Source organism: Sphaerisporangium rufum, from assembly GCF_016863395.1.
In the GTDB taxonomy this organism is placed as follows: Bacteria; Actinomycetota; Actinomycetes; order Streptosporangiales; family Streptosporangiaceae; genus Sphaerisporangium; species Sphaerisporangium rufum.
In genome coordinates this window covers 32,809-57,940 of record NZ_BOOU01000006.1, presented here as the reverse complement: position 1 = coordinate 57,940, position 25,132 = coordinate 32,809, and the positions used below count along the sequence as shown (strand labels likewise).

Genomic DNA, 25,132 nt, shown 5'->3' with positions numbered 1-25,132 from the left:
CGCGGATCGGGTCAGCGCGGATCGGGTCAGCGCGGATCGGGTCAGCGCGGATCGGGTCAGCGCGGATCGGGTCAGCGCGGATCGGGTCAGCCGGGCCCGGTCAGCCCGGATCGGCGGGCCGCGGTCCCGGCCCGGCGGGCGCCGCCCCGGTCACCGATACCCCGGCGGCGCTCCGGCCCGGTGCCAGCAGGTCGGTGGCGGCGCGGGCGAAGGCCAGCACCCGGGCGGTGCCGCCGGCGGCCGGCCAGACCAGCCCCCACTCCAGCGGGGGCGCGTCCCGGATGGGCACGTAGGCGACGTCCGGCCGCGGGTGGTAGCGGCGGGCGTGCGCTCCGGTGACGAAGGCGCCCTGCCCGGCGCCGGCCAGCGTCAGCGCCTCGTCGACCGTCGCCACCGCCGCCGCGGGTCCCGCGTCCGGCCAGGCGGGCGGCCCGCCGGCCGTGCGGTGATCCCGGGCGGGACCCGCCGGGCCGGCTCCGGCGAGCTCGATCAGCCGGACGCGTGACAGGTCGGCCATCGCGACCGAATCCCGGCGGGCGAAAGGATGGTCGTGCCGCACGGCGAGCACCCGTGCCTCGCGGACCAGCACCGGTCCCCGGGCCAGCTCGGGGACGGCCACCGGGAAGGGGACCAGCGCCAGATCCACCGTGCCCTCGCGCACCCGGCCGGCGGCGGCGGTGACCGGTGCCTCGCGCAGCTCCAGCCCGCACTCCGGATGCCGGCCGCGGAACAGCTCGCCGGCCCCGGCCAGCAGCTGGCCGCCCGCCGGGTCGACGAACGCGGCGCGCAGCGTGCCGGTGAAGCCGCGGCCGGCGTCCACCGCCCGCTCGCCGGCGGCGATGATCTGTGCCCAGGCGGGGGCGATCTCCTCGGCGAGGCGCCGGCCGATCTCGGTCGGTGCCACCCGGCGGCTGGTGCGGTCGAACAGCGGCGCGCCCACCCGCCGTTCCAGCCCGCGGATCGTCTGGCTGACCCGGGCGGTGGACACGTTCAGCCGCGCGGCGGTCCGGCCGAAATGCAGCTCCTCGGCCAGCGCCAGCAAGGTCTCCAGCTCCTGCCGCTCGAACATCACACCACCGCCCACCGTCAAGCCTCACTTCACGATACGGCTCCGGACGGCCGTTGATCGCCGCCCGGCGGGCCCGCAGGGTGGGACGTGCCCCGTTACGGCGACCCACCAGGAGTTCATCATGTACGTCACCTCGGTCCAGGCCCTCACCGCGCCGGCGGAGGACACCGCGGCCACCGCCCGGGAGCTGCGCGACCGAGCCGAGATCACCGATGCGCTGTACCGGTTCGCCCTGGGCCAGGACCTGCGGGACGAAGAGCTGTTCGCCTCGTGCTTCGCCGCGGACGCGGAGCTGGACTTCGCCCCGGCGGCGGCCCGGTGGGGCGGGGCGGCGCCGCTGATGACCGGTGGCCCGGAGATCGCGGCCACCATCCTCGGCATGTTCGCCGGCCGGGTCCGCACCACCCACCAGGTCACCAACCCGCGGGTGGCACTGGACGGCGACCACGCCCGGCTGACCGCCCTGGTGGAGGCCCAGCACCTGGTCGTCGACGCCCCCGGCACGCACGCGCTGCTGAAGAACCTCTACGACGCCGAACTGGTCCGCGACGGTGACCGCTGGCTCATCCACCGGCTGCGCATCGACAACGTCTGGTTCACCGGCGACCCCCGGGCCATCTTCGCCCCCGGCGGCTGACCGCGACCCGCGGAACCTGGCTCAGACCGGCGGGGCGATCTCCAGGTCCCGCCACAGGAGTTCGAGCGGGAACGGGTCGGTGACGCGGACGGCCACCGGTCCCATGTCACGGTGGGTGGTCCCGATGTGCGTGTACGGCTTGGCCCCCCCGGTGAGCGCGTAGCGTTCGATGACCAGGGCGCCGATCTTGTCGAAGCCGACCACCCAGTAGTGCGGGATGCCGGCGTCGGCGTAGTCGCTCATCTTGTGCACCCGATCGCGGCGCTCCGACCAGGTGGAGAGCACCTCGGCGACGATGACGACATGCCCGGCGGCCAACTGCTCGAATTCGGGCAGGCAACGGTGCAGCACCGCGTCGGGTTTGCGGGCGGTGGGCGGCACCTCCCACAGCAGCACGTCGACCTCGGTGTTGGTCTCGTAGCACGAGGCGTTGCCGGTGCGGCGCATCTCGGTGACGGCGGCCCGTTCCAGGGCCAGGGACAGGCGGGTGCCCACCTTCTGGTGCTCCCGGCCGCGCTGCTCGCGGGGGACCACGTAGCCGTCGACGATCTCCAGATCGCGGCGGACGTCCTCGTCGATGTCGAGGAACGTCTCCCACGTGATGGGCGTGTGTTGCGGTTCAGGCCACGCGATCATGTCGGGACGTCCTCGGCTCGGTCGGAATGGTTCCTACTCCACCTGCATCCTAGGGATCCCGGCCGGACGTGGCGGCGCGGCGGGCGATGCGGATCTGGTTTCCGGTGGCCGGTCACTGCTGGCGGCGCAGCAGGAGCATGGCGACGTCGTCCAGCACCGGGCCGCCCACGTGCCGTAGCAGGTCGGCCCGCAGCTCGTCCAGCGCCTCCTGCGGGTCGGTGGCGCCGGCCAGCAGCGTCGCGCGCTCGCCCAGCGGGTAGAAGGCGCGCGCGTGGTCGCGGGCCTCGATGACGCCGTCGGTGTACAGCAGGATCTGGTCACCGTCCTGGAACGGGATCCGCTGCGGCTTGGGCGCGCTCGCGGCGAGCGAGGCCAGGCCGAGCGGCGGGGCCTCGATGTCGGGGTCGACCGGCGTGATCGTGCCGTCGCCGCGGACGACCAGCGGGGCCGGGTGGCCGAAGTTGAGCAGGGTGATGCCGGTGCCGTCGACCTCGGCCAGGATGGCGGTGACGAACTTCTCGCCGCCCAGGTGGCGGGCCAGGCTGATCTCCAGCCGGTCGCCCACGCCGGCCAGCTCGGGCTCGTCGTAGGCGGCCTCGCGGAACGCGCCGAGCACCCAGGCGGCGGTCTCCACCGCGTCCAGGCCCTTGCCCTGGACGTCGCCGATGAGCAGCCGCACCCCGCCGGGCGTGGTGACCACCTCGTACAGGTCACCGCCGATGCGCGCCTCGGCGGTGGCCGAGGTGTAGGAGAGCGCGATCCGCAGGTCGCCGGCGCTGCGCGGCACCGGGCGCAGCAGCACGCGCTGGGCGGTCTCGGCCACCATCCGCACGTTGGCCAGCTCGAGTTCGCGGCGGATGCGCAGATGGGCGGCCAGCATGCCGGCCCCGGTCACCGCGAAGATCGTCACCAGGGTGAGCAGGTTCTGGGTGCTGAACTGCCGGTTGTGGAAGAGGGCGAGCGGTACGCAGACGGCCAGCGCCAGGACGCCGATGGCCGCGGTGCGCCGCACGCTGCCGGACACCGACGCGAACGTCGGGCCCAGGGTGAGCAGCGGCAGGAATCCCAGCCGGGGACCGGTGAAGAGGTCGATGAGGGCCACCGCCGCCAGGGCGACGAAGGGCAACGACCTCAGCACCACCGGGGTGTTCCGGTGCGCGCTGCTCGCCGGGGTCAGCAGGGCGGGCCTCCAGGGTTGGATCGATACGGGGAATTGATATATCAGTCCATCCCCATACCCAACCACTCAGTATCCGCGAACGCGCGGCTACGCCCGATTTCTTGAGCATTTATCAGGATCCGGCCCGCCCGATCCGGGCAGGTCGTCCGGTCACACCGCGCCCTCGTGCCGCAGGAGCCACTCCTTCACCGGAGTGCCGTAGTAGTAGCCGCCGTAGCCGCCGGTCGAGGGCAGCACCCGGTGGCACGGCACGAACGGGGCGATCAGGTTCTGCGCGCAGGCACCGCCGGCCGCCCGGGCGGCGGTGCGCGGCAGCCCGGCCCGTTCGGCGAGCCCGGCGTAGCTGACGGTGGTGCCGGCCGGGACGGCGCGCAGCGCCGCGAGCAGGCTCTGCCGGCGCGGCGACCCGGGCTGGTCGACCGGTATCGCGTCCAGCGCGCGCAGGTCGCCGGCCAGGTAGTCGCGGACGGCCCGGGCCGGCGCGCCCAGGTCGGCCACCCGGCGCAGCGGCAGCGCCCGCAGCGCGGCGGGCAGGCGCTGGAACATGGCCTCGGGGTCGGTGGTGAAGCCGGCGGCCACCAGCACGCCGTCCCGGGCCAGCAGGGCCAGCGGGCCGGGCGGGGTGGGCAGCACCTGCGCGTCGATGGTGTCGGTCGCGGTCATTCGGAACTCCATAGGTGCAGGGCGGCGTACGCCCGCCAGGGGCGCCACCGCTCGATGTCGTCGTCGGGGATGTCCAGCGCGGCCATGGCCCGGCGCAGGCCGAGGTCGCCGGCCGGCCAGGCGTCCGGGTCGCGCAGCGCGCGCATCGCGATGTAGCCGGCCGTCCACGGGCCGATGCCCGGTACGGCGAGCAGCCGGGCGGTGGCCTGCGCCGGGTCGGCGCCGCCGTCCAGGTCGATCTCGCCCGTGGCGACCCGCTCGGCCAGGGTCCGCAGCGTGGCGATCCGCCGGCCGGTCAGGCCGAGGCCGGACAGGTCCGCGCCGGCCAGCCGCCCGGCGTCCGGGAAGAGCAGGTCCGGCCCCTCCCCGGTCCCGGCGGTGCCGGCCCGGACCGGTGCGCCGGCCCGGGCGGCGATCCGGCCGAGCAGGGTACGGGCCCCGGCGACCGAGATCTGCTGCCCCACCACGGCGCGGACCGCCAGTTCGAACCCGTCGAACGCGCCCGGCACCCGCAGGCCGGGCCGGGCGGTGACCAGCGGCCGCAGGCTGGTGGGCGCCAGCGCGGCGGCGATGGCGAGCGGGTCGGCGTCCAGGTCGAGCAGCCGGCGGCACCGGGCGACGACCCTGGCCAGCCGGCGGGTGTCGTCCACGGCCACCGTCAGCCGCACGTGGTCGGCGGCCGGGACCAGCGTGATCGTCCCGCCCGGCACGGTACGGCGGTAGGTGGTCGCCGTCGCCTCCTCGACGCCCGGCACGGCCCGGGCGGCCAGGAAGGCGAACAGCGTCGCCGCGTCGTAGGGCGCGCGGTGGGAGAGCCGCAGGGTGAGCGCGGCCGGCCCGCCGCCCGGCGGGCCCGCGGCGGTCGTGGCCCGCCCGGCGGAGGAGGCGCGCAGGTCGCTCGGGGTGAAGCCGTAGGCGTCCTTGAGGGTGGCGTTGAACTGCCGCAGGCTGCCGAACCCGGCGGCGAACGCCACGTCACTGATCGGCAGCGCGGTCTCGGTGAGGAGCTGTTTGGCCAGCAGCAACCGCCGGGTCCTGGCCACCGCCAGCGGCCCGGCGCCGATCCGGGTGCTGAACAGCCGCAGCAGGTGCCGCTCGGTGATGTGCAACCGGCCGGCCAGGCCGGCCACGCCGTACTCGTCGGCCACCCCGTCGTCGATCAGCCGCAGCGCCCGGCCGACCAGGTCGGCGGCCACGTCCCAGCCGGGGTCGCCGGGGCTCAGCTCGGGGCGGCACCGGCGGCAGGGGCGGAAGCCGGCGGCCTCGGCGGCGGCGGCGTGCGGGTAGAACCGCACGTTGCGCCGGGCCGGGGTGCGGGCCGGGCAGACGGGGCGGCAGTAGATGCCGGTGGAGGTGACGGCCGTGTAGAAGCGCCCGTCGAACCGGGTGTCGCGGGCGCTGGCGGCCCGGTAGCACGCGTCGAAGTCGAGCGTCTGGTGTGGGGTCACGAGTACGACGTTATGCCCTGGCCAGGGGAGGGGACCGGCGGAAATCGGACCTCGCCGCGGCCGGTTCCGCGGCCGGGGAGGGTCACTTGGTGGAGATGCCGACACCGAGGTCGAACTCGCGGTAGACGCGGGCCCAGAAGCCGTCCCGCAGCCAGACCCGGGCCTCTGGGTAGGGGCGCAGGGAGTGGCCGAGCTCCTTCTCCGCCTCGATCAGCAGCTCGGTGTCGATCACCGTGGGCAGCAGCGGGCCGGGGAGCAGGTCGCGGATGTTGTCGCGGCCCCGGGTGAGGATCCACTTCTGCGCCACGTGCTCGCCGACCTCCTCGACCCGCGGGCGGCTCGGGCCGAGCTTGGTGACCTGCCCGGGATGCTTGACGGCCGGCTTGAGCGTGCGGCCGGCGAAGACCTGCGCGGGGGAGGGGGGAGCCGGCGCGGCCGGCACGACCTGGGCGGCGCGGTTGAAGTACGGGCGCAGGAAGTCGGCGGTCAGCTCCTCCACCGTGTCGGACTCCCAGACCAGCCGCTCGGCCTGGTTGGTGCCGTACGGCGGCTCGACCCCCCACAGGTGGATGCGCACCCCGAAGGTCTGGGCGGCCTCGACCGCGGGCACCATGTCCTCGTCGCCGGCGATCAGTATGGTGTCGCTGACCGCGTGGTGCCGGGCCAGCGCCTCCAGGTCGCTGCGGATCTGGGCGTCCACGCCTTTCTGCTGGCCGCGCGCGTTGAGGTTGCCCAGGCGCACCTTGACCCAGGGGAGCTGGGCGATCACCCGCTGGTCGACGGTGGGGACCCGGTCGCGGGCGGCGTCGTACCAGTAGATGCGGAGCAGTTCACCGGGGATGCGCTCCATGGCGTGCTTCTTGAGCGCCTGGATCAGCTCGTCGGCGGCGACCCGGTACTCCTTGCGCTCCTTGGCGCCCAGCAGGACCTCGCCCGCCGCCGCGTAGAGGTAGCCGACGTCCACGAGCACGGCGTATTTCGCCGCCACGGGATACGGTGTGAGGTCCGGGATTGCCATGCTCTCCTCCAGGCCTCTGGGTCCTCGCGATGATCGGCTGACTATATTCCCCCATTTCTAGATAGTCCCAACTCTCCGGCCTCTTGACACCCACTTCCGCAGATCTAATGCGGTCGCGCGGCGGCTCGCCAGCCGCCTGGACCAGCGATTACACCTCTTCGTAGGCGATGTACCGGGTTGCGCCAATTGCCGGATGGAGTGGGGTTCGGCGGGGCGGAAACCGTCCGGCCGGCCACCGCGATCACCAGCGCCGCCACCTCCTCCGGAGTGGCGTCGCCATGAACGATCTTCAAATAGGGCTGGTCCACGGGCGCTCCTACAGCGGGATGTTGCCGTGCTTCTTCGGCGGCAGCGTGCTGCGCTTGTTGCGCAGCGCGCGCAGCGCCTGGACGATCCGGACCCGGGTGTGCGACGGCCTGATCACCGCGTCGACGTACCCGCGCTCGGCGGCCAGATAGGGGTTGGCGAGCGTGTCCTCGTAGGCGGTGATCAGCCGGGCCCGCTCCTGCTCGGGATCGGCCGCGGCGGCCAGCTCCCGCCGGTAGAGGATGTTGACCGCGCCCTGCGCCCCCATCACCGCGATCTGCGCCGTCGGCCAGGCCAGGTTGATGTCCGCGCCGAGGTGCTTGGACCCCATGACGTCGTAGGCTCCGCCGTACGCCTTCCGGGTGATCACCGTGACCAGCGGCACCGTCGCCTCGGCGTAGGCGTACAGCAGCTTGGCGCCGCGCCGGATGATGCCGTTCCACTCCTGGTCGGTGCCCGGCAGGAAGCCGGGCACGTCCACGAACGTCAGCACCGGGATGTTGAAGGCGTCGCAGGTGCGGACGAACCGGGCGGCCTTCTCGGAGGCGGCGATGTCCAGCGTGCCGGCGAGGCTCATCGGCTGGTTGGCCACCACGCCGACCGAGTGGCCCTCCACCCGGCCGAAGCCCACCACGATGTTCGGCGCGAACCCGGCGTGGACCTCCAGGAACTCGCCGTCGTCCAGCACGTGCTCGATCACCTGGTGCATGTCGTACGGCTGGTTGGCCGAGTCGGGGATGAGCGTGTCCAGCTCGCGGTCCAGCTCGGTCACCGCCGGGTCGGCCGGCGCGTCGAAGGCCGGCACCTCGTCCATGTTGTTGGACGGCAGGTAGGACAGCAGCGCCCGGGCGAACTCCAGGCAGTCGTTCTCGTCGGCGGCCTCGTAGTGGGCGACGCCGGAGCGGGAGTTGTGGGTGTGCGCGCCGCCCAGCTCCTCGAACGTCACCTCCTCGCCGGTGACCGTCTTGATCACGTCCGGGCCGGTGATGAACATGTGCGACTTCTCCCGCACCATGAGCACGAAGTCGGTCAGCGCGGGCGAATAGACCGCCCCGCCGGCGCACGGCCCCATGATCATCGAGATCTGCGGGATGACGCCGGAGGCGTGCACGTTCCGCTTGAAGATCTCGGCGTACAGCCCGAGCGAGACCACGCCCTCCTGGATGCGGGCGCCGCCGGAGTCGTTGATGCCCACCACCGGGCAGCCGGTCTTGAGCGCGTGGTCCATCACCTTGACGATCTTCTCGCCGAACACCTCGCCCAGCGACCCGCCGAACACCGTGAAGTCCTGGGCGAAGATCGCCACCGGGCGGCCGGCCACCGTGCCGTGCCCGGTGACGACCCCGTCGCCGTACGGCCGCTCGCGCTCCAGCCCGAAGTTCGCCGACCGGTGCCGGGCCAGCTCGTCGAACTCCATGAACGAGCCCTCGTCCAGGAACGCCAGCACCCGCTCGCGGGCCGTCATCTTGCCCTTGGCGTGCTGCTTCTCCACCGCGCGCGCGGAACCGGCGTTCGCGGCCTCGTCCAGGCGGCGCTCCAGGTCAGCGATCTTGCCCGCGGTGGTGCGCGGGTCAGGTCCCTCGACGTGGGCGGCGGGTTCAGCACTCATGTTCCGTAGGTTAACGCCCGGCCCGCATCTCCACTCACCGGGAACCCGCCGGCCCGCGCACCGCCGTTAGAGTGGCGGCATGTCCGAATTCCCGAGTGCCCCCGCGCCGGGGGAACCGGTACCGGCGGTTCGCACCCACGGCCTGGTCAAGCGGTTCGGCGCCCAAACGGCGGTGGATCGGGTCGACCTGGTGGTGCCGCGCGGCAGCTTCGCCGGCCTGGTCGGCCCGAACGGCGCGGGAAAGACCACCACGCTCAGCATGATCACCGGGTTGCTGGTTCCGGACGCCGGCTCGGCGCAGGTGGCCGGGATCGACGTCTGGCGCGACCCGGCGGCGGTCAAGGCGCGGGTGGGCGTGCTGCCCGAGGGCCTGCGGCTGTTCGAACGGCTGTCCGGGCGGGAGCTGCTGCTGTACAACGGCCAGATCCGCGGCATCCCGCGCGAGGAGGTGGCCCGCCGGGCCGAGGAACTGCTGCGGGTCATGGACCTGGCCGCCTCGGCCGACAAGCTCGTGGTGGACTACTCCACCGGCATGCGCAAGAAGATCGCCCTGGCCGCCGCGCTGCTGCACAACCCCGAGGCGCTGTTCCTGGACGAGCCGTTCGAAGGCGTCGACCCGGTGAGCGCCAACACCCTGGTCGAGGTGCTGCGCCGCTACACCGCGTCCGGCTCCACCGTGGTGTTCTCCAGCCACGTCATGGACCTGGTGGAACGGCTGTGCGACTGGGTGTCGGTGATGAACCACGGCCGCATCGTCGCCCAGGGCCCGCTCGCCGAGGTGCGCGGGAACAGCACGCTCAACGAGGCGCTGCTGCAGCTGGTGGGGGCGCGCGACCATGGCGAGGAGGGCCTGACGTGGCTTGGCTCTTCGTCCGCCTGAAGCTCCGGCTGATCGCCGGGAACCTGCGCGGCGACACCATGCGCCAGATCGGCTACGCCTTCACCCTGGCCGGCGCGCTCGCGATCGCCGGCGGCGGCTTCGCGCTGCTCGCCCTGCTGCGGACCGCCCCGGCCGACCTCGCGCTGAACGTGTGCGTCGTGATGTTCACCGCGCTCACCGTGATCTGGCTGGTCGGCCCGCTGATGGTGTTCGGGGTGGACGAGACCGTGGACCCGGCCCGGCTCGCCCTGTTCCCGCTGACCGCGCGGCAGGCGGCGCTCGGCATGTTCGCCGCCTCGGCCGCCGGGCCGTGGCCGCTCGCCTCGCTCGTCCTGTCGCTCGGCGCGGTCGCCGGACTGGCCCGCGGCCCGGCCGCGGTGCCGATCGGGCTGGTCGCGGTGGTGCTGCACGTCGCGATCTGCCTGGTGGCCTCCCGGGCGCTCACCACCGCGCTGTCCGGCGTGCTGCGCACCCGCCGGGGGCGGGACCTGCTCGCCATCGGGGTGGTGCTGGTCATCCTGCTCACCCAGGTGCCGAACCTGGTGCTGAACCAGGGGATCGGCGGCGACCCGCGCGAGTACCTGGCCGGCGTCACCTCGGTGCTGCGCTGGACCCCGCCCGGGATGGCCGCGCACGCCATCGCCGACGGCGGCCTGGTCGCGCTGGCCGAGCTGGCCGTCCTCGCCCTGGTGCTGCTGGTCCTGGTCGAGCTGTGGACGGCCGCGCTGCGCCGGGCCATGGTCACCTCGGACGCCTCCACCCAGGTCGGTTCGGTGCGCCGCGGCCGGCTGGAAGGGGTGCTGCCCGGCGGCGCGCTCGGCGCCGTGGTCGCCAAGGAGCTGAAGTACCTGCGCCGGGAGCCGCGCGGGCGGATGGGATGGGTGGCCGCGGTCGGCTTCTCGATCGTGATGATGTTCTCGCTCGGCGGCCGCAACGGGATGGACGGACCGGCCCTCGCCGTGGTGGTGCCGTGCCTGGCCGCGCTCATGATCGGCCTGCAGGCGTCCAACGCCTTCGGCATCGACGGCCGCGCGCTGTGGATGAACGCCCTGGTCTACACCGGCGCCCGCGACATCAGGACCGACTTCGCCGGCCGCCACCTGGCGGTCTCGCTGGTCGCGGTCCCGCTGCTGGCCGTGCTGTCGGTGACCGCCGCGCTGGTCGCCGGCGATCCGGCGGCGGCGCCGGCCGCCCTGCTGACCGCCACCGGGCTGCTGCTCGTCGCGCTCGGCGTCGGTTCGGTGGTCAGCGTGGTGCTGCCGTACACCTACCCCGAGCGGGTCAACGCGTTCACCAGCGCCGCCCCCGGCCAGGGCGGCGTGGCGTTCGCCGGCTCGTTCGGCTCGATGCTCGCCACCGGCTCGCTCGCGCTGCCGGTGGTGGTGCCGGTGCTGCTCGGCTTCACCTGGGTCGCGCTGCTCGGCGTGCCGTACGGGCTGGCGGTCGCCGCCGGCGGCCGGCGGCTCGCCTCGGGCATCGGCTACGCCCGGCTGCCCGACTTGCTGGCCGCGGTCTCCCGGCCGTCCTGAATCCCCGCTCTGAACAGCCAAGACGTATGGTCTAGTCCACTAGGTGAGACCGGTATCCAGGCGATCGGAACCAGTGGATAACCTGCGTGGTATGGCCGCAACCGCCGCGAAGCAGGCACAGCGCTCTGCCACCGAACGTCACAGTGCCGTCTCCGAGGTCCCCGACGAGCTGCGCGCCGATGTGCGCCTGCTCGGCGAGCTGCTCGGCCGGGTCATCGCCGAGGACGGCGGGCCCGACCTGCTGGCCGACGTCGAACGCCTGCGCAAGGCCGTGATCGCGGCCCGCAGGCGCGAGGTGTCGGTGGACGAGGTGGCCGCCATGGTCGCCGGCTGGCCGGTCGAGCGCGGCGTGCAGATCGCCCGCGCGTTCACCTGCTACTTCCACCTGGTCAACCTGGCCGAGGAGCACTACCGCATCCGCACCCTGCGGGCGCGCGACACCGGCGAGGCGCCGTTGCCGGAGTCGCTGGCCCAGGCGGTCGGCGAGCTGCGGCACGACCTCGGCGCCGACGAGATGGCCCGCCTGATCGCCGACCTGGAGTTCCGGCCGGTGCTCACCGCGCACCCCACCGAGGCGCGCCGCCGGGCCGTCGTCACCGCGATCCAGCGGATCAGCACCCAGCTCACCGAGTACAACGCCCCCGACCGGGGCGCCCAGGAGCGGAGCGAGGCGCACCGGCGGCTGCTGGAGGAGATCGACCTGCTGTGGCGGACCGCCCAGCTCCGGCACACCAAGCTGGACCCGCTGGACGAGGTCCGGACCGCGATGGCGGCCTTCGACGAGACCCTGTTCCGCACGGTGCCGCGCATCTACCGTTCGCTGGACGCCGCGCTCGGCGAGGGCAGCGGCACCCGCGAGCCGCTGGCCCGGGCGTTCATCCGCTACGGCAGCTGGATCGGCGGCGACCGGGACGGCAACCCCAACGTGACCTCCCGGGTCACCCGGGAGGCCGTGCTCATCCAGGCCGAGCACGTGCTCACCGCGCTGGAGAACGCCACCACCCGGATCGGCCGCACGCTGACCGCCTCGGCCGCGTTCGGCGGGCCGCCGAGCCCCGAGCTGCGGGACGCGCTGGCCGCCGCGGCCGACGACCACCCGGAGCTGGCCACCGAGCTCGCCACCCGCGCGCCGCGCGAGCCGCACCGCCAGTGGCTGCTGTACGTCGCGGCGCGGATCGCCGCCACCCGGCGCCGCGACCTGGACCTGGCCTACCGCTCGCCGGACGACCTGCTGCGCGACCTGCGCGCCTGCCAGGCGTCCCTGGCCGCCACCGGCGCGCCCCGCCAGGCGTACGGCGAGCTGCAGCACCTCATCTGGCAGGTCGAGACGTTCGGTTTTCACCTGGCCGAGCTGGAGGTGCGCCAGCACTCCCAGGTGCACGCCCGCGCGCTCGCCGAGATCGCCGAGGGCCGGGTCTCGGAGGTCACCGAGGAGGTGCTGGCCACCATCCGCATGATCGCCTGGATCCAGGAGCGGTTCGGCGTCCGCGCCTGCTCCCGGTACGTGGTCTCCTTCACCCGCTCGGCCGGCGACATCGCCGCGGTGTACGAGCTGGCCCGGCACGCGGCGGGCTCCCGTGCCCCGGTGCTGGACGTCGTCCCGCTGTTCGAGTCGGGCGAGGACCTGGCCAACTCCGCCGACGTGCTCACCGGGATGCTGGGCATCCCGGCCGTGCAGGAGCGGCTGGCGGCCGGCGGGCGGCGGATGGAGGTCATGCTCGGGTACTCCGACTCGGCCAAGGAGCTCGGCCCGGCCGCGGCCACCCTCAAGCTGTACGACGCGCAGGCCGAGCTGGCCGGCTGGGCGCTGGCCAACGACGTGCGGCTGACGCTCTTCCACGGCCGCGGCGGCGCGCTCGGCCGCGGCGGCGGGCCGGCCAACCGCGCGGTGCTCGCCCAGGCCCCCGGCTCGGTCGCCGGCCGGTTCAAGGTCACCGAGCAGGGCGAGGTCATCTTCGCCCGCTACGGCCATCCGGCCATCGCCCACCGGCACATCGAGCAGGTGACCAGCGCCGTGCTGCTCGCCTCCACCCCGTCGGTGGAGGCCCGCACCGCCGAGGCCGCCGCGCGCTACCGGCTGCTGGCCGAGCGGGTCGCCGCCGCCTCCGAGCGGGCCTACCGCTCGCTCACCGAGGCCCCCGGGTTCCCCGAGTGGTTCGGCCTGGTCAGCCCGCTGGAGGAGATCGGCTCGCTGCGCCTGGGTTCCCGCCCGGCCCGCCGCGGCCTGGGCGCGCCCCGCTCGCTGGACGACCTGCGGGCGATCCCGTGGGTGTTCGCCTGGGCGCAGACCCGGGTCAACCTGCCCGGCTGGTACGGGCTCGGCAGCGGCCTGCTCGCCGCCACCCGCACCGGCGGCCAGGAGCCCGAGAACGGTACCGAGCCCGGGCCGGGGCTGGCGGAGCTTCGGCAGGCGTACCGGGAGTGGCCGCTGTTCGCCTCACTGCTGGACAACGCCGAGATGTCGCTGGCCAAGACCGACCGGCAGATCGCCGCCCGCTACCTGGCCCTGGGTGGCCGGCCGGACTTCGCCGACCAGGTGCTCGCCGAGTACGACCTGACCCGGCGGCTGGTGCTCGAGGTGACCGGCCACTCCCGGCTGCTGGAGAGCCGCCGGGTGCTGTCGCGCGCCGTCCAGCTCCGCGACCCCTACGTCGACGCGCTCTCGCACCTGCAGCTGCGGGCGCTGTCCGCGCTGCGGGCCGAGGGCGAGCTGGCTGCCGACGAGCGCGAGCGGCTGGAGACCCTGCTGCTGCTCAGCGTCAACGGCGTCGCCGCCGGCCTCCAGAACACCGGCTGATCATCACTCTGTTTTCTGAAGAATATCGGTATACGTCCGGCAGTAAGCTCAAAGAGATGTCCGCTGTCGGTCAAGAGTTCGGCGTGGAACGGGCCGCAGGTTGACATGGACCCCGCTAACCTCTTATAAAGGAGTCACTGCTCCCCGCCGTCCGGGATTTCCCGGACTGGCGGGGATTATTCTTTGTGAGGAAGTGTGGCAGACCGCACGATCTTGTTCCTTGACTATCAAAACGTTTACAAAGGGGCTCGATCCTGCTTCTATCCGCAATTATCGCCGCCCCATACGTTCGGTCAGGTGGACCCGGTTCGGTTGGGCCGACTGCTGGTGGATAGAAGTCCCTACCCGCGCGAGCTCACCGAGGTACGAATCTACCGTGGAAAACCGGCGGCGACGCGCGACATCAAGGGATATTCCGCCTGTACCCGACAGATCGCAATGTGGCAAGTGGACCCGCGAGTGGAGGTCATCGCGCGAACGCTACGCTACCCCGCCGGCTGGCCGGATAGCTGTCAGATAGGCGAAAAGCCGCAGGAAAAGGGCATCGATGTGGCGCTGGCCATCGATTTCGTCAGGTTGGCCATGGAACGCCGCTACGACGTCGGCATTCTGATGTCCACCGACACCGATCTCAAACCCGCTCTGGAAATGGTCTGTTCCATGCGGTCGGACGGCGGACCGCGTCCGGAGGTCGCCGCCTGGAGCGGTACCGGAGTACGGAACCCACGGCTGGCGATCTCCGAGGCGAACCTCTGGTGTCACTGGCTGGACGAAGAATCCCACAAACAAGTGAGAGACCCGACGAACTACACGCTGGAGCAGTGAGCCGCGATCAATTACCCTCAGGGCCGGCCCGCATGCCGCGCTGCGGTCGGGCGTCGGCATGTGGTGCGACGCGGGCGGGGTTGGCGTAGATGTTGAAGCGCTCGCCGCGCAGGAAGCCGACCAGGGTGACGCCGAACTCCCTGGCCAGGTCGACGGCCAGCGAGGAGGGCGCGGAGACCGCGCAGACCATGGGCAGCCCGGCGGCGACCGCCTTCTGCATGATCTCGTAGCTGGTCCGGCCGCTGACCATCAGCAGGCAGGACGCCAGCGGCAGCCGGTCGCCGAGCAGCGCCCAGCCGACGATCTTGTCCACCGCGTTGTGCCGGCCGACGTCCTCGCGGACCGCGAGCAGCTCGCCATCGGCGGTGAGCAGGCCGGCGGCGTGCAGGCCGCCGGTCTTGCCGAAGATGCTCTGGGCCGCGCGCAGCCGGTCGGGCAGCCCGTACAGCAGCTCGGCGGGCACCGGCGGGAAGGCGCCGGCCGCCGCCGGCGGCTCGCCCAGCCGGTCGCGCAGCGCGGCCAGCCCGGCCGCCCCGCAGACCCCGCAGGCGCTGGTGGTGACGAAGTTCCGCGCCAGCGCGGGCGAGTCGGGCAGCTCCCGGCGGTTCAGCCGGACGGTGACCGTGTTGTGCCGCGCCTCGGGGGGCAGGGCCTCCTCGGTGCAGTAGGCGATCGAGGCGATGTCCCCCGGCCCGGCCAGGCCCTCACCGGACAGGAACCCGGCGGCCAGCTCGAAGTCGGCACCCGGTGTGCGCATGGTGACGGCCAGCGTCCGGGTGTGGCCGCCGGCGGCGATCCGGATCTCCAGCGGCTCCTCGGTGGCCACGTCGTCGCGCCGGTCGCGGACGCGGCCACCGGTGACCTCGCGCACCCGCGCCCGGGTGGTCGGCCCCGGCCGCGCCGCCGGGGCGTCCACCGGAAGGTCCAGACGTTCGGTCACCGGGCGTCCCTTCATGGCGCTGCGTGCCGTGACACCCTACCCGCGGCCGGGCGGGTTCACCCGGTGCGGGCGGCGATGCGAGGTGCGGGCGGCGGGGTTGGCGGGGATGATGGGTGGATGATCGACTCCCCGTACCGCGATCTCGAACGGCCGCCGCTGTCGGAGGCGGCGCTGGCCCGGGCGATCGTCCGGCCCGGCGGCCTGTGGACCTCGCTGAGCGTCGTCGAGCGCACCGGGTCCACCAACGCCGACCTGGCGCAGGCCGTCCGGTCCGGCGCCGCCGAGGGGGCCGTGCTGGTGGCCGAGCTGCAGCTGCGCGGGCGCGGGCGGCTCGGCCGCACCTGGACCGCCCCGGCCCGGTCGGGTCTCACCTTCTCGGTGCTGCTGCGCCCGGACGTCCCGCCGGAGCGGCAGGGCTGGGTGACCCTGCTGGTCGCGCTGGCCGCGGCCGCGGCGGTCCGCCGTCTCACCGAGCTGGACGTCCGGCTGAAGTGGCCGAACGACCTGCTGGTCGGCGAGCGGAAGGTCGCGGGGGTGCTGGCCGAGCGGGTTGACGGCGCGGCGATCGTCGGCATGGGGTTGAACGTCTCGGTGCGGCCGGAGGAGCTGCCGGTCGCCACGGCCACCTCGCTGGCGATCGAGCACGCCGAATGCACCGACCGCGATCCGCTGCTCCGGGCCGTACTGCGGGAGATCGAGACCCGCTACCGGGACTGGATCGAGGCGGGCGGCGACGCCGACGCGGCCGGGCTGCGGTCCGCCTACACCGCGATGAGCGCCACCATCGGGCAGGAGGTCCGCGTCGAGCTGCCCGGCGAGCGGGTGCTGTCCGGCACCGCCACCGGGGTGGACGCGGCCGGGCACCTGCTGGTCCGGGCCGGGGACGCCGAAGAGGTGCTCAGCGCCGGCGAGGTGGTGCACCTGCGCCCGGCGGCGGGATGACGAGACGCCGCCCGGAGCCGGTGCACCGGCGCCCCGAGGCGGACGACGAGACGCCGCCCGGAGGTGGCACACCTTCCCCCGGCGGCGGGATGACGAGACGCCGGCGGATCTTCGTGCCACGATTCACCCCATGGGTCTTGCCGAACAGCATCTGACGGCGGGGGAGCGGGTCGTCCTTTCATTCCACCCGCACTGGAAGCGCCTGGTCCTGCCGGTCCTGGCGCTCCTGCTCGTCGTCGCCGCCTCCAGCGCGGCGTTCTACTTCATCCCGGTCGACTATGAGTACGCCGGGTACGCCTGGATCGCCGTCGCGGTCGTGTCGGTGGTCGCGCTGACGCTGTGGTCGTTCCTGCCGTACCTGCGGTGGAAGACCACCTCGTACACGCTGACGACCCACCGCTTCAACATCAGCACCGGCGTGCTGAGCAAGTCGACCGACGACATCCCGCTGGCCAAGGTGAACAGCGTCAGCTCCGACCAGTCGGTGGCCGAGCGGCTGCTCGGCTGCGGCACCCTGGTGGTGGAGTCGGCCTCCGACCGTGGGGAGATCACGCTGCGCGACATCCCGCGCATCCAGGCGGTCCGGGCGGAGCTGTTCCGGTTGGTGGAGGACGCGGCCGACGGGGAGGTCGAGGCCCGGTGAGAGCCGCCCGGAAGGTGGCGTAACCTCCGGAGAGTGCGCGAGACCGAGACCGCCGCGGCGAAGGCGGCCGAGAGGCGGACGCGCGCCGGGACCGCGGCGCGGGCGCCGGCCGAGCCGGCCGGTGCGGCGGAGCGGGCCGGCCAGGCGGAGCGGGGCGGCGCGACCGAGCAGGCCGGCCAGGCGGAGCGGGGCGGCGTGACGGGGCGGCCGACCGCCGAGCGGATCGAGCAGGTGTTCGTCGGCTCGCTGCCCAGGCACACCCGGGGCGAGATGGCCGAGCAGGCCGGGGTGCCCGCCGAGCTGGCCCGGCGCATCTGGCGGGCGCTGGGCTTCGCCACCCCGGCCGACCACACGCCCGCCTTCACCGACGCCGACCTGGCCGCGCTGCGCCGGGTGGCGGGCATGCTGGAACGCGGCCTGATCGGCGAGGAGACCGTCGTGCGGATGGCCCGCGCGCTCGGCCAGACCACCGCGCGGCTCGCCCAGTGGCAGGCGGAGATCATGATCGACGCCACCCTCGACCCGGCGGTGCCGCCCGGCGAGCGCGAGATGGCGGCGGTGCTGGAGCTGGCCGAGGCGCTGCTGCCGGACTTCGAGAGCCTGCTGTCCCACGTGTGGCGGGCCCAGCTCGCCGCGGCCGGCCACCGGCTGCTGGCGATGAGCGGCGTGGCGGCCGAGTCGCTGCCGAACCGGGCCACCATGGCCGTCGGGTTCGCCGACCTGGTCTCCTTCACCCAGGTCTCCCGGGAGCTGGACGAGCGGGGCCTGGCCGAGCTGGTGGAGACCTTCGAGGGCCGGGCCTCCGACGTGGTGGCCGCGCACGGCGCCCGACTGGTGAAGACGCTCGGCGACGAGGTGCTGTTCACCGCGCCGGACGCCGGCACGGCCGCCCGGGTGGCCGTCGAGCTGGTGGACGCGATCCGCGACGAGGGCCGCGAGGTGCGGGCGGGGCTGGCGTACGGGCCGGTGCTGCCGGTCATGGGCGACGTCTTCGGCACCACGGTGAACCTGGCGGCCCGGCTGACCGCGATGGCCCGCCCGTGCACCGTCCTGGTGGACGACGGGGTGGCCGGGGCGGTGTCCGACCTGCCGGACCTGGCCGCCCAGCGGATCCGCCGGCGGCCGGTCCGCGGGCTCGGGATGGTGCAGCCGCACGTGTTACGTCGCGCCGGAGGGCGGTAGACATCGGCGAGGACCCGGGCCGTGCCGCCGGGGCCGCCGGGCCGCCGCGGAGCCGACCCCCATCGAGAGGAAGGAACAGGCCATGCCGTACGAAGTCCAAGGGGTGATCGCCGCAGGCAAGGGCGAGCCGGTGTCGGTGCGGACCGTGCTGGTGCCCGACCCGGGCCCGGGCGAGGCCGTGGTGACCGTCCAGGCCTGCGGGGTGTGCCACACCGACCTGCACTATCGGGAGGGCGGGATCAACGACGACTTCCCGTTCCTGCTCGGGCACGAGGCGGCCGGCGTGGTGGAGGCGGTCGGGCCGGACGTCACCTCGGTGGCCCCCGGCGACTACGTGATCCTGAACTGGCGGGCGGTCTGCGGCAACTGCCGGGCCTGCCTGCGCGGCCGCCCCTGGTACTGCTTCGCGACGCACAACGCCGCGCAGAAGATGACCCTGGAGGACGGCACCGCGCTCAGCCCGGCGCTCGGCATCGGGGCGTTCGCGGAGAAGACTCTGGTCGCCGCCGGCCAGTGCACCAAGGTCGACCCGGACGCCCGGCCGGCGGTGGCCGGCCTGCTCGGCTGCGGGGTGATGGCCGGTCTCGGCGCGGCGATCAACACCGGCGGGGTCACCCGCGGCGACTCGGTGGCGGTCATCGGCTGCGGCGGGGTGGGCAACGCGGCGGTCCTCGGCGCCTCGCTGGCCGGCGCGTCCCGGATCATCGCGGTCGACGTGGACGCCCGGAAGCTGGAGCTGGCCGGCCGGTTCGGCGCCACGCACACGGTGGACGCCTCGTCGGCCGATGTGGTGGAGTGCGTGCGCGAGCTGACCGGCGGGCACGGCGCCGACGTGGTGATCGACGCGGTGGGCCGCCCGGAGACCTACCAGCAGGCCTTCTACGCGCGTGACCTGGCCGGCACGGTGGTGCTGGTCGGCGTGCCCACCCCGGACATGACCCTGGAGCTGCCGCTGCTGGACGTGTTCGGCCGGGGCGGCGCGCTGAAGTCGTCCTGGTACGGCGACTGCCTGCCGAGCCGGGACTTCCCCATGCTGATCGACCTCTACCTGCAGGGCCGGCTCGACCTGGACGGTTTCGTCTCCGAGACGATCGAGCTGGACCAGGTCGAGGAGGCGTTCGCCAAGATGCACGGCGGCGAGGTGCTGCGCTCGGTGGTGGTCTTCTGATGACGGTCGAGCGGATCGTGACCTCCGGGACGTTCACCCTGGACGGCGGCAGCTGGGACGTCGACAACAACGTCTGGCTGGTCGGTGACGACCACGAGGTGGTGGTGATCGACGCCGCGCACGACGCGCGGGCGATCGCGCGGGCCGTGGGGGACCGGCGGCTGGCCGCCATCGTCTGCACGCACGCGCACAACGACCACGTCAACGCGGCCGGGGCGCTCGCCGACGAGGCGGGCGCCCCGATCATGCTGCATCCGGACGACGCGCCGCTGTGGGAGATGGTCTACGACTCGGCCCGCGGCTTCGAGCCGCTGGCCGACGGCCAGGTGATCGAGGTGGCCGGCCTAGGGCTGCATGTCGTGCACACCCCGGGTCACGCGCCCGGGGCGGTGTGCCTGTACGCGCCGGAGCTGGGCGTGGTCTTCACCGGCGACACGCTGTTCTCCGGCGGGCCGGGCGCCACCGGCCGGTCGTACTCGTCGTTCGACACGATCATCGCGTCGATCCGGGGCCGGCTGCTCGGCCTGCCGCCGGAGACGGTGGTGCACACCGGACACGGCGATTCCACCACGATCGGCGCGGAGGCTCCGAACCTGGAGGAATGGCTGGCCAGAGGGCACTGACCGCCTGGCGGGCGACCGGACCGCACCGGCAATGTAGGCAAGCCTAACCAAAGTGAGTTATCTTAGGTATGCCTTGCCTACCTTCCCCTGTCGAGAGGCCGCCCGCTTCATGTACGTATGCATATGCCAGGCTGTCACCGAGGATGAGGTGCACGCCTGCGTGGCCGCGGGAGCCCGCACCGCCCGCCAGGTGCGGGACATCACCGGTGCCGGCCGGGACTGCGCGACATGCATTCGTAAGGTCTGTGCGATTCTGAAGCGCTCCGAGGAGCTTGTGGGGACCGCGTAACCGCACGGAACGACGAAGGGATCCGCCCATGCAGGGGGACAAGGACGTAATCGCGCTGCTCAACGAGCAGCTCACGTCGGAGCTCACCGCCATCAACCAGTACTTCCTGCACGCCAAGCTGCAGGAGCACTGGGGATACACCAAGCTCGCCGCCTACACCCGGGCCGAGTCGATCGACGAGATGCGGCACGCCGAGGTGCTCACCGACCGCATCCTGCTGCTGGACGGCCTGCCCAACTACCAGCGGCTCGGCACCCTGCACATCGGCCAGACCGTCCGCGAGCAGCTGGAGGCCGACCTCCAGCTTGAGGTCGAGGTCGTCCAGCGCCTGCGGCCGGGCATCCAGCTCATGCGCGAGCGGGGCGACGTCACCTCCGCGCGGCTGTTCGAGGCCATCCTGGAGGACGAGGAGCACCACATCGACCACCTGGAGACCGAGCTGCAGCTGCTCGACACGCTGGGCGAGGCGCTCTACCTGCAGCGGTTCGTCGAGCTGCCGGGCGGCGCCGGGTCCGGTTCGTCCACCTGACGGCGGTTCGCCGCCGCGGCCTCGCGGGTCGTTCACGATGGCTCGCCGGAAATCTCCGGCGGGCCATCGGCGTGTCGTGACCCCCGGCGGCCGGGTGGCCGTGATCCGCTTGGAGCTCCAGGCACTGCGGGTGGGCTCCCCCTGTTTTGCCACGTTTGCCCAGGTCAATTGCTGGGTCAACGACGAGTCAAACCGCGCGCTGTACCCGGGAAACGATCGCCTAAGGTCCTACGATCGCTTTATGACCTGCGTACTTCTCGCCGAGGATGACACCTCGATCTCCGAGCCGCTCGCGCGCGCCCTGCGCCGCGAGGGCTACCAGGTTGAGGTGAGCCCAGACGGCCCGCAGGCCCTGGAGAGGGCCCTGTCCGGCGGCGTCGACCTCATCGTGCTCGACCTCGGCCTTCCGGAAATGGACGGGCTGGAGGTCGCCCGCCGTATTCGCGCCGAGGGGCACGGCACGCCCGTGCTCATCCTGACGGCCCGCGTGGACGAGGTCGACACCGTCGTCGGCCTCGACGCCGGCGCCGACGACTACGTCACCAAGCCGTTCCGGCTCGCCGAGCTGCTCGCCCGCGTCCGGGCGCTGCTGCGGCGCGGCACCTCCGAGACCCCCGTGGTCCAGGGCGTGCGCATCGACGCCGACTCGCGGCGCGCCTGGATGGGGGACAAGGAACTGCACCTGACCACCAAGGAGTTCGACCTGCTGCGGGTGCTCGTCCGGGACGCCGGCAAGGTCGTCACCCGCGAGCAGATCATGCGGGAGGTCTGGGACACCAACTGGTGGGGGTCCACCAAGACCCTCGACATGCACATCTCGTGGCTGCGGCGAAAGCTGGGGGACGACGCCGCCAAGCCGCGCTACATCACCACCGTCCGCGGGGTCGGCTTCCGGTTCGAGCGCGAATAGCCCCGGGCTAGATGCGCCGTAGGTTGCTGTCCTCGACCCTGGTGGTCGCGGCCGTCGCGGTGTTGCTGCTCGGCGTCCCGCTCGGGCTGGTGGTCACCCGCCTCATCAACGACGAGGCGGTCCAGCAGCTCAGGGCGCAGGCGACCCTGCTGCTCAGCCAGGTGGAGTACACCCGGATCGAAGACCGGCCCATCGACGCCGACGAGCTGCAGCGGCAGTACCCGAGCAGGTACGTCCAGATCTTCGCCCGGAACAGTCCCACGGTCATCGTCGGGGTGGAGCCGCCGCCCGCCCGGCAGATGACCGAGGAGACCCGTTCGGAGAGCGGGGTCTACGTCCGGATAACGCGGGACCGCGCGCAGGTGGAGCGCAACGTCCGAGGGTGGCTCATGCTCATCGTGGCGCTGGCCGGCCTGGCGCTCGCGGTCGCGGTGTCGCTCGCCGTCGTGCAGTCGCGCCGGCTCACCCTGCCGCTCCTGGATCTGGCCAGGATCGCGGAGCGGCTGGGATCCGGCGAGGCACGGCCGAGCCGGCACCGCTACGGCATCCCCGAGCTCGACCGGGTGGCCGAGGTGCTGGACCGCAGCGCCACCCGCATCGCCGACCTGCTGGGCCGGGAGCGCGAGTTCGCCACCGACGCATCCCACCAGCTGCGCACCCCGCTCACCGGCCTCACCATGCGGCTGGAGGAGATCGTGGCGGCCGCCGACCAGCCGTCGATCGTCCGGGAGGAGGGCGAGGCCGCCATCGTCCAGGCGGAGCGGCTCACCGCGGTGATCGACGAGCTGCTGGCCGCGGCGCGGCGGCAGCGCCATGCCCAGGCGGAGGCCATCACGGTGGACGACGTGCTCCGGCAGCAGGTCACCGAGTGGGAGCCGGCGTTCCGCAGGTCCAGGCGCTCGCTCCGGCTGGCCGGCGACCGGGGCCTGCGCGCGCTGGTCAGCACCGGCGGGCTGAGCCAGGTGCTGTCCACCCTGCTGGAGAACTCGCTGGAGCACGGCGCCGGACCGGTGACGATCACCACCGGCAGCTCGGACCGCTCGGTGGTGATCGAGGTCGCCGACGAGGGGCCGGGCATTCCCGAGCATCTGCGCGCCCGGGTGTTCGACCGGAACGTCAGCGGGGCCGGCGGCACCGGGCTCGGGCTGACGCTCGCCCGGGCGCTCACCGCCGCCGACGGCGGGCGGCTGGAGCTGGTGCGGGCGCGGCCGGCGGCGTTCGCGCTGTTCCTGCGGCCGGCCGAGCAGCCGGCGGCCCGGTACCGGGTGGTCAGCGGTCCGGCCTGACCCGGGGTGCGCCGCGTCACGGCGGCCGGGGTGCGGCGCGGTCCGGCCGGCCGGGTGCCGCCGCGCGGGAGCGCGGGCGATCAGGCGGGCGATCAGGCGGGCGATCAGGCGGAGGGCGACCGGCCGTTGCGGCTCGCCGGGGCCGGCCGGTCCGCGGTCGGCGGCGCGGCGGGCGGCGTGCGGAACGGCGTGAGCGAGGACGCGGCGGGCGGTGCGGCGGGCGGGGCGGCGGTCTCCGCCGACGGGTCCGGCCGGAAATCCGATGAAACGTTCAGCCCGCCGGCGGCCGGCGGAGCGTCCGGCACGGCGGCCGGGCCGGGGGCCTGGGCGGCCTGGGCGGCCTGCTCGGGGCTCTCCGGCAGGCCGGTGTGCGGGTCGACCGGCGGCAGCTCCGGGGGCAGGAACACCCACTTCTTGTACGACCAGAAGCGGAACAGCGTGCCGAGCGCGGTGCCGGCGATGAGGGAGATGTTGTAGCTCACCGGATCGGTCAGCCCCAGCGTGTACTCCACGAAGCCGATGATCAGCAGCGAGATCAGCAGGCCGACGCCGTTGAGCACGAAGAACAGGAAGTACTCGCGGGCCAGGCCGCTCTGCTCGCGGTGCCGCCAGGTCCAGAACCGGTTGGCCAGGTAGGCGAGGGTGGCCGCGACCACGGTGGCGATGGTCTTCGAGGTCAGCGGCCCCTGGTGCAGGCCGTAACGGATCAGGTTCGTGCCGCCGGTGTCGACGACGAAGGCGACCGCCCCGACCGTGCCGAACTTGGCGAGCTCGTGGAGCAGCGCGGCGAACCTGCCATACAGGCTTTTGATGAACTGCACGACGGTCCTTCCTCGGGTCCGGAGCTCAATCAGCGTACCGGGGACCGGGCGGATGCCAAGCCGTCCACTCTGATACTGAAATATGCGCATTTAACGGCTAGTAATCATGCTGATGCACTAGGCTGCGGCGCAGATCGCGACGGCCTGCCCTGGAGAGGTGGCTCCTGCCGTGATGCGGCGAATGATCGCTTCGGGAATCGCGGCCATTCTATTGGCCGGCCTGCTGGCCGGCTGCGGCGCGCAGGCCGCCGAGCCGCCCGCCGAGCGGGCGGCGCCGGCCACCGTGCCCACGACCGGGGGCGGGTTCGCCCGCGCGCTGAACCTCGCCGACGCCCGCTCGGCGATCGGCGTGCTCGCCGCGCTGCGGGACGCCTGGCGGCGGCGCGACTGCGACAAGATCCAGTTCCTGACCGCCGCCGCGGCGGGCGAGCTGGGCGGCCGGCCCTGCCAGGCCGCCCGCGAGGGCCGGCCGGCTCCGGCGAACCCCGACTGGACCGACGTGCGGCTGTTCATCCCCACCGGTGCCGACGACCGGCCCTACGTGGTCGCGCTGGCCCGCCGGCCGCGCCCCGCCTACTTCGTCTTCGCCCGGGCCGAGGACCGCTGGCGGCTGGCGTACGGCCCGGTGGAGGTCGTCCGGGAGGCCGCCGAACCCGACGCCGACCAGGAGAGCCGGGTGGCGCCGCCGCTGGCCGGCGGGGACGTGCTGCGCGCCCGCCTCGCCCCGCAGAAGCACCTGGCGTTCCTCGCCGACCCGGCGGGGCTGAGCGGCGTGCGGTTCGCCGCCGACGACCCGGTCCGTGACCTGCGGGACGAGCTGGCCCGCCGGCCCGGCAAGGTGCGCCCGGACCGGCTGGAGGTCGCGGTCCGCGTGCTGCCGGACGACCCGCACGCCCTGCCGCTGCCCGGCGGCGGCGCGCTGGCCTTCCACGCGGTCAAGATCATTTACATCCAGCGCGCGACCGGCCGCCGCCTCGCCCACCCGATCTTCGGCCGGGACGCGGTGCGCGACTTCACCGGCAAGGCGTCGCCGGCGAAGATCGAGGTGACCGAGCTGGTGACGCTGGCCACCAAGGTCGCCGCCGACGGCCGGCTGACCACCGTCGGGATGACCCGCGCCCTGGCCGGCATCACCGGCTGACCCGACCGGCAGGGCCGCCCGGCCCGGTGTCGCGACCGCCGCGCCGGCCTCGGTAGGGTCG

At 73.4% G+C, this 25,132-nt stretch carries 25 protein-coding genes; 15 read left to right on the top strand and 10 right to left on the bottom strand.

The window, feature by feature from the left end; all coding sequences use genetic code 11:
• Positions 1 to 100: 100 nt before the first annotated feature.
• Positions 101 to 1,069 (bottom strand): LysR family transcriptional regulator, encoded by a 969-nt coding sequence (locus tag Sru01_RS02370; protein ID WP_203982145.1) that lies wholly within the window; start codon positions 1,067 to 1,069, stop codon positions 101 to 103.
• A 121-nt stretch (positions 1,070 to 1,190) separates the two neighbouring features.
• Between Sru01_RS02370 and Sru01_RS02365 the strand changes: the two genes are divergently transcribed.
• The gene (locus Sru01_RS02365; protein WP_203982144.1) at positions 1,191 to 1,706 is read left to right on the top strand and encodes a nuclear transport factor 2 family protein; all 516 of its coding nucleotides are present in this window, start codon (positions 1,191 to 1,193) and stop codon (positions 1,704 to 1,706) included.
• A gap of 21 nt (positions 1,707 to 1,727) precedes the next feature.
• On the opposite strand, the gene Sru01_RS02360 is transcribed toward Sru01_RS02365, so the two are convergent.
• The 7 genes from Sru01_RS02360 to Sru01_RS02330 form a co-directional block, all read right to left on the bottom strand.
• Entirely contained in the window at positions 1,728 to 2,342 is a 615-nt protein-coding gene (locus Sru01_RS02360; protein WP_203982143.1) for a Uma2 family endonuclease, read from the bottom strand.
• 112 nt (positions 2,343 to 2,454) lie between these two features.
• Positions 2,455 to 3,480: a PP2C family protein-serine/threonine phosphatase gene (locus tag Sru01_RS02355; RefSeq protein WP_239136794.1), complete on the bottom strand. Its 1,026-nt coding sequence runs from the start codon at positions 3,478 to 3,480 to the stop codon at positions 2,455 to 2,457.
• A 192-nt stretch (positions 3,481 to 3,672) separates the two neighbouring features.
• The gene (locus Sru01_RS02350) at positions 3,673 to 4,185 is read right to left on the bottom strand and encodes a methylated-DNA--[protein]-cysteine S-methyltransferase (RefSeq protein WP_203982142.1); all 513 of its coding nucleotides are present in this window, start codon (positions 4,183 to 4,185) and stop codon (positions 3,673 to 3,675) included.
• Positions 4,182 to 5,633: an AlkA N-terminal domain-containing protein gene (locus tag Sru01_RS02345; protein WP_203982141.1), complete on the bottom strand. Its 1,452-nt coding sequence runs from the start codon at positions 5,631 to 5,633 to the stop codon at positions 4,182 to 4,184. Before Sru01_RS02345 ends, Sru01_RS02350 begins: the two co-directional genes overlap by 4 nt.
• Positions 5,634 to 5,715: 82 nt before the next feature.
• On the bottom strand, positions 5,716 to 6,651 hold the full coding sequence (locus Sru01_RS02340) for an NYN domain-containing protein (RefSeq protein ID WP_203982140.1): 936 nt from the start codon (positions 6,649 to 6,651) through the stop codon (positions 5,716 to 5,718).
• A gap of 104 nt (positions 6,652 to 6,755) precedes the next feature.
• On the bottom strand, positions 6,756 to 6,959 hold the full coding sequence (locus Sru01_RS36510; protein ID WP_203982139.1) for an acyl-CoA carboxylase subunit epsilon: 204 nt from the start codon (positions 6,957 to 6,959) through the stop codon (positions 6,756 to 6,758).
• A gap of 8 nt (positions 6,960 to 6,967) precedes the next feature.
• Entirely contained in the window at positions 6,968 to 8,566 is a 1,599-nt protein-coding gene (locus Sru01_RS02330) for an acyl-CoA carboxylase subunit beta (protein WP_203982138.1), read from the bottom strand.
• Positions 8,567 to 8,645: 79 nt separating this feature from the next.
• Between Sru01_RS02330 and Sru01_RS02325 the strand changes: the two genes are divergently transcribed.
• The 4 genes from Sru01_RS02325 to Sru01_RS02310 all read left to right on the top strand — a co-directional run bounded on the left by Sru01_RS02325 (position 8,646) and on the right by Sru01_RS02310 (position 14,597).
• The gene (locus Sru01_RS02325) at positions 8,646 to 9,446 is read left to right on the top strand and encodes an ABC transporter ATP-binding protein (RefSeq protein WP_203982137.1); all 801 of its coding nucleotides are present in this window, start codon (positions 8,646 to 8,648) and stop codon (positions 9,444 to 9,446) included.
• Positions 9,422 to 10,975, top strand: coding sequence for a hypothetical protein (locus Sru01_RS02320; protein ID WP_203982136.1), 1,554 nt, complete (start codon positions 9,422 to 9,424; stop codon positions 10,973 to 10,975). The genes Sru01_RS02325 and Sru01_RS02320 overlap by 25 nt, the downstream gene beginning before the upstream one ends.
• Positions 10,976 to 11,066: 91 nt before the next feature.
• Positions 11,067 to 13,772, top strand: coding sequence for a phosphoenolpyruvate carboxylase (locus Sru01_RS02315; protein WP_203982135.1), 2,706 nt, complete (start codon positions 11,067 to 11,069; stop codon positions 13,770 to 13,772).
• A 195-nt stretch (positions 13,773 to 13,967) separates the two neighbouring features.
• On the top strand, positions 13,968 to 14,597 hold the full coding sequence (locus tag Sru01_RS02310; protein ID WP_203982134.1) for an NYN domain-containing protein: 630 nt from the start codon (positions 13,968 to 13,970) through the stop codon (positions 14,595 to 14,597).
• Positions 14,598 to 14,604: 7 nt separating this feature from the next.
• Here Sru01_RS02310 and fdhD read toward each other — a convergent pair whose 3' ends face one another.
• A complete protein-coding gene (gene fdhD, locus Sru01_RS02305) occupies positions 14,605 to 15,537 on the bottom strand; it encodes a formate dehydrogenase accessory sulfurtransferase FdhD (protein WP_239136792.1) in 933 nt (310 codons plus the stop codon).
• A 117-nt stretch (positions 15,538 to 15,654) separates the two neighbouring features.
• On the opposite strand from fdhD, the gene Sru01_RS02300 reads away from it, so the two are divergent.
• The 9 genes from Sru01_RS02300 to Sru01_RS02260 all read left to right on the top strand — a co-directional run bounded on the left by Sru01_RS02300 (position 15,655) and on the right by Sru01_RS02260 (position 23,109).
• Positions 15,655 to 16,479: a biotin--[acetyl-CoA-carboxylase] ligase gene (locus tag Sru01_RS02300; RefSeq protein ID WP_203982132.1), complete on the top strand. Its 825-nt coding sequence runs from the start codon at positions 15,655 to 15,657 to the stop codon at positions 16,477 to 16,479.
• A 130-nt stretch (positions 16,480 to 16,609) separates the two neighbouring features.
• On the top strand, positions 16,610 to 17,122 hold the full coding sequence (locus Sru01_RS02295; protein WP_203982131.1) for a PH domain-containing protein: 513 nt from the start codon (positions 16,610 to 16,612) through the stop codon (positions 17,120 to 17,122).
• Positions 17,123 to 17,155: 33 nt separating this feature from the next.
• On the top strand, positions 17,156 to 18,304 hold the full coding sequence (locus Sru01_RS02290) for an adenylate/guanylate cyclase domain-containing protein (RefSeq protein WP_239136790.1): 1,149 nt from the start codon (positions 17,156 to 17,158) through the stop codon (positions 18,302 to 18,304).
• An 82-nt stretch (positions 18,305 to 18,386) separates the two neighbouring features.
• Positions 18,387 to 19,472 carry an S-(hydroxymethyl)mycothiol dehydrogenase gene (locus Sru01_RS02285; RefSeq protein WP_203982130.1) on the top strand — a complete coding sequence of 362 codons (1,086 nt, stop codon included), beginning with the start codon at positions 18,387 to 18,389 and terminating at the stop codon, positions 19,470 to 19,472.
• Positions 19,472 to 20,095 carry an MBL fold metallo-hydrolase gene (locus Sru01_RS02280; protein ID WP_203982129.1) on the top strand — a complete coding sequence of 208 codons (624 nt, stop codon included), beginning with the start codon at positions 19,472 to 19,474 and terminating at the stop codon, positions 20,093 to 20,095. The genes Sru01_RS02285 and Sru01_RS02280 overlap by 1 nt, the downstream gene beginning before the upstream one ends.
• Before the next feature lie 109 nt (positions 20,096 to 20,204).
• Positions 20,205 to 20,384: a (2Fe-2S)-binding protein gene (locus Sru01_RS02275; RefSeq protein WP_203982154.1), complete on the top strand. Its 180-nt coding sequence runs from the start codon at positions 20,205 to 20,207 to the stop codon at positions 20,382 to 20,384.
• A gap of 28 nt (positions 20,385 to 20,412) precedes the next feature.
• Positions 20,413 to 20,913 carry a bacterioferritin gene (gene bfr, locus Sru01_RS02270; RefSeq protein ID WP_203982128.1) on the top strand — a complete coding sequence of 167 codons (501 nt, stop codon included), beginning with the start codon at positions 20,413 to 20,415 and terminating at the stop codon, positions 20,911 to 20,913.
• Between the two features lie 241 nt (positions 20,914 to 21,154).
• Positions 21,155 to 21,823, top strand: coding sequence for a response regulator transcription factor (locus Sru01_RS02265; protein ID WP_030451323.1), 669 nt, complete (start codon positions 21,155 to 21,157; stop codon positions 21,821 to 21,823).
• A gap of 11 nt (positions 21,824 to 21,834) precedes the next feature.
• Complete coding sequence (locus Sru01_RS02260) at positions 21,835 to 23,109, top strand: ATP-binding protein (protein WP_203982127.1); 1,275 nt, start codon at positions 21,835 to 21,837, stop codon at positions 23,107 to 23,109.
• A 104-nt stretch (positions 23,110 to 23,213) separates the two neighbouring features.
• Here the strand turns inward: Sru01_RS02260 and Sru01_RS02255 are convergent, their stop codons facing one another.
• A complete protein-coding gene (locus tag Sru01_RS02255; RefSeq protein ID WP_239136788.1) occupies positions 23,214 to 23,930 on the bottom strand; it encodes a GtrA family protein in 717 nt (238 codons plus the stop codon).
• Positions 23,931 to 24,111: 181 nt separating this feature from the next.
• On the opposite strand from Sru01_RS02255, the gene Sru01_RS02250 reads away from it, so the two are divergent.
• Complete coding sequence (locus Sru01_RS02250) at positions 24,112 to 25,071, top strand: hypothetical protein (RefSeq protein ID WP_203982125.1); 960 nt, start codon at positions 24,112 to 24,114, stop codon at positions 25,069 to 25,071.
• Positions 25,072 to 25,132: the final 61 nt, after the last annotated feature.

What these genes read in the sequence shown, in the direction of transcription:
- Sru01_RS02370 (WP_203982145.1), bottom strand. Translation starts at nt 1,069, where the DNA reads ATGTTCGAGCGGCAGGAGCTGGAGACCTTGCTGGCGCTGGCCGAGGAG.
- Sru01_RS02365 (WP_203982144.1), top strand. Translation starts at nt 1,191, where the DNA reads ATGTACGTCACCTCGGTCCAGGCCCTCACCGCGCCGGCGGAGGACACC.
- Sru01_RS02360 (WP_203982143.1), bottom strand. Translation starts at nt 2,342, where the DNA reads ATGATCGCGTGGCCTGAACCGCAACACACGCCCATCACGTGGGAGACG.
- Sru01_RS02350 (WP_203982142.1), bottom strand. Translation starts at nt 4,185, where the DNA reads ATGACCGCGACCGACACCATCGACGCGCAGGTGCTGCCCACCCCGCCC.
- Sru01_RS02340 (WP_203982140.1), bottom strand. Translation starts at nt 6,651, where the DNA reads ATGGCAATCCCGGACCTCACACCGTATCCCGTGGCGGCGAAATACGCC.
- Sru01_RS02330 (WP_203982138.1), bottom strand. Translation starts at nt 8,566, where the DNA reads ATGAGTGCTGAACCCGCCGCCCACGTCGAGGGACCTGACCCGCGCACC.
- Sru01_RS02325 (WP_203982137.1), top strand. Translation starts at nt 8,646, where the DNA reads ATGTCCGAATTCCCGAGTGCCCCCGCGCCGGGGGAACCGGTACCGGCG.
- Sru01_RS02315 (WP_203982135.1), top strand. Translation starts at nt 11,067, where the DNA reads ATGGCCGCAACCGCCGCGAAGCAGGCACAGCGCTCTGCCACCGAACGT.
- Sru01_RS02300 (WP_203982132.1), top strand. Translation starts at nt 15,655, where the DNA reads ATGATCGACTCCCCGTACCGCGATCTCGAACGGCCGCCGCTGTCGGAG.
- Sru01_RS02295 (WP_203982131.1), top strand. Translation starts at nt 16,610, where the DNA reads ATGGGTCTTGCCGAACAGCATCTGACGGCGGGGGAGCGGGTCGTCCTT.
- Sru01_RS02285 (WP_203982130.1), top strand. Translation starts at nt 18,387, where the DNA reads ATGCCGTACGAAGTCCAAGGGGTGATCGCCGCAGGCAAGGGCGAGCCG.
- Sru01_RS02280 (WP_203982129.1), top strand. Translation starts at nt 19,472, where the DNA reads ATGACGGTCGAGCGGATCGTGACCTCCGGGACGTTCACCCTGGACGGC.
- Sru01_RS02275 (WP_203982154.1), top strand. Translation starts at nt 20,205, where the DNA reads ATGTACGTATGCATATGCCAGGCTGTCACCGAGGATGAGGTGCACGCC.
- bfr (WP_203982128.1), top strand. Translation starts at nt 20,413, where the DNA reads ATGCAGGGGGACAAGGACGTAATCGCGCTGCTCAACGAGCAGCTCACG.
- Sru01_RS02265 (WP_030451323.1), top strand. Translation starts at nt 21,155, where the DNA reads ATGACCTGCGTACTTCTCGCCGAGGATGACACCTCGATCTCCGAGCCG.
- Sru01_RS02260 (WP_203982127.1), top strand. Translation starts at nt 21,835, where the DNA reads ATGCGCCGTAGGTTGCTGTCCTCGACCCTGGTGGTCGCGGCCGTCGCG.
- Sru01_RS02250 (WP_203982125.1), top strand. Translation starts at nt 24,112, where the DNA reads ATGATCGCTTCGGGAATCGCGGCCATTCTATTGGCCGGCCTGCTGGCC.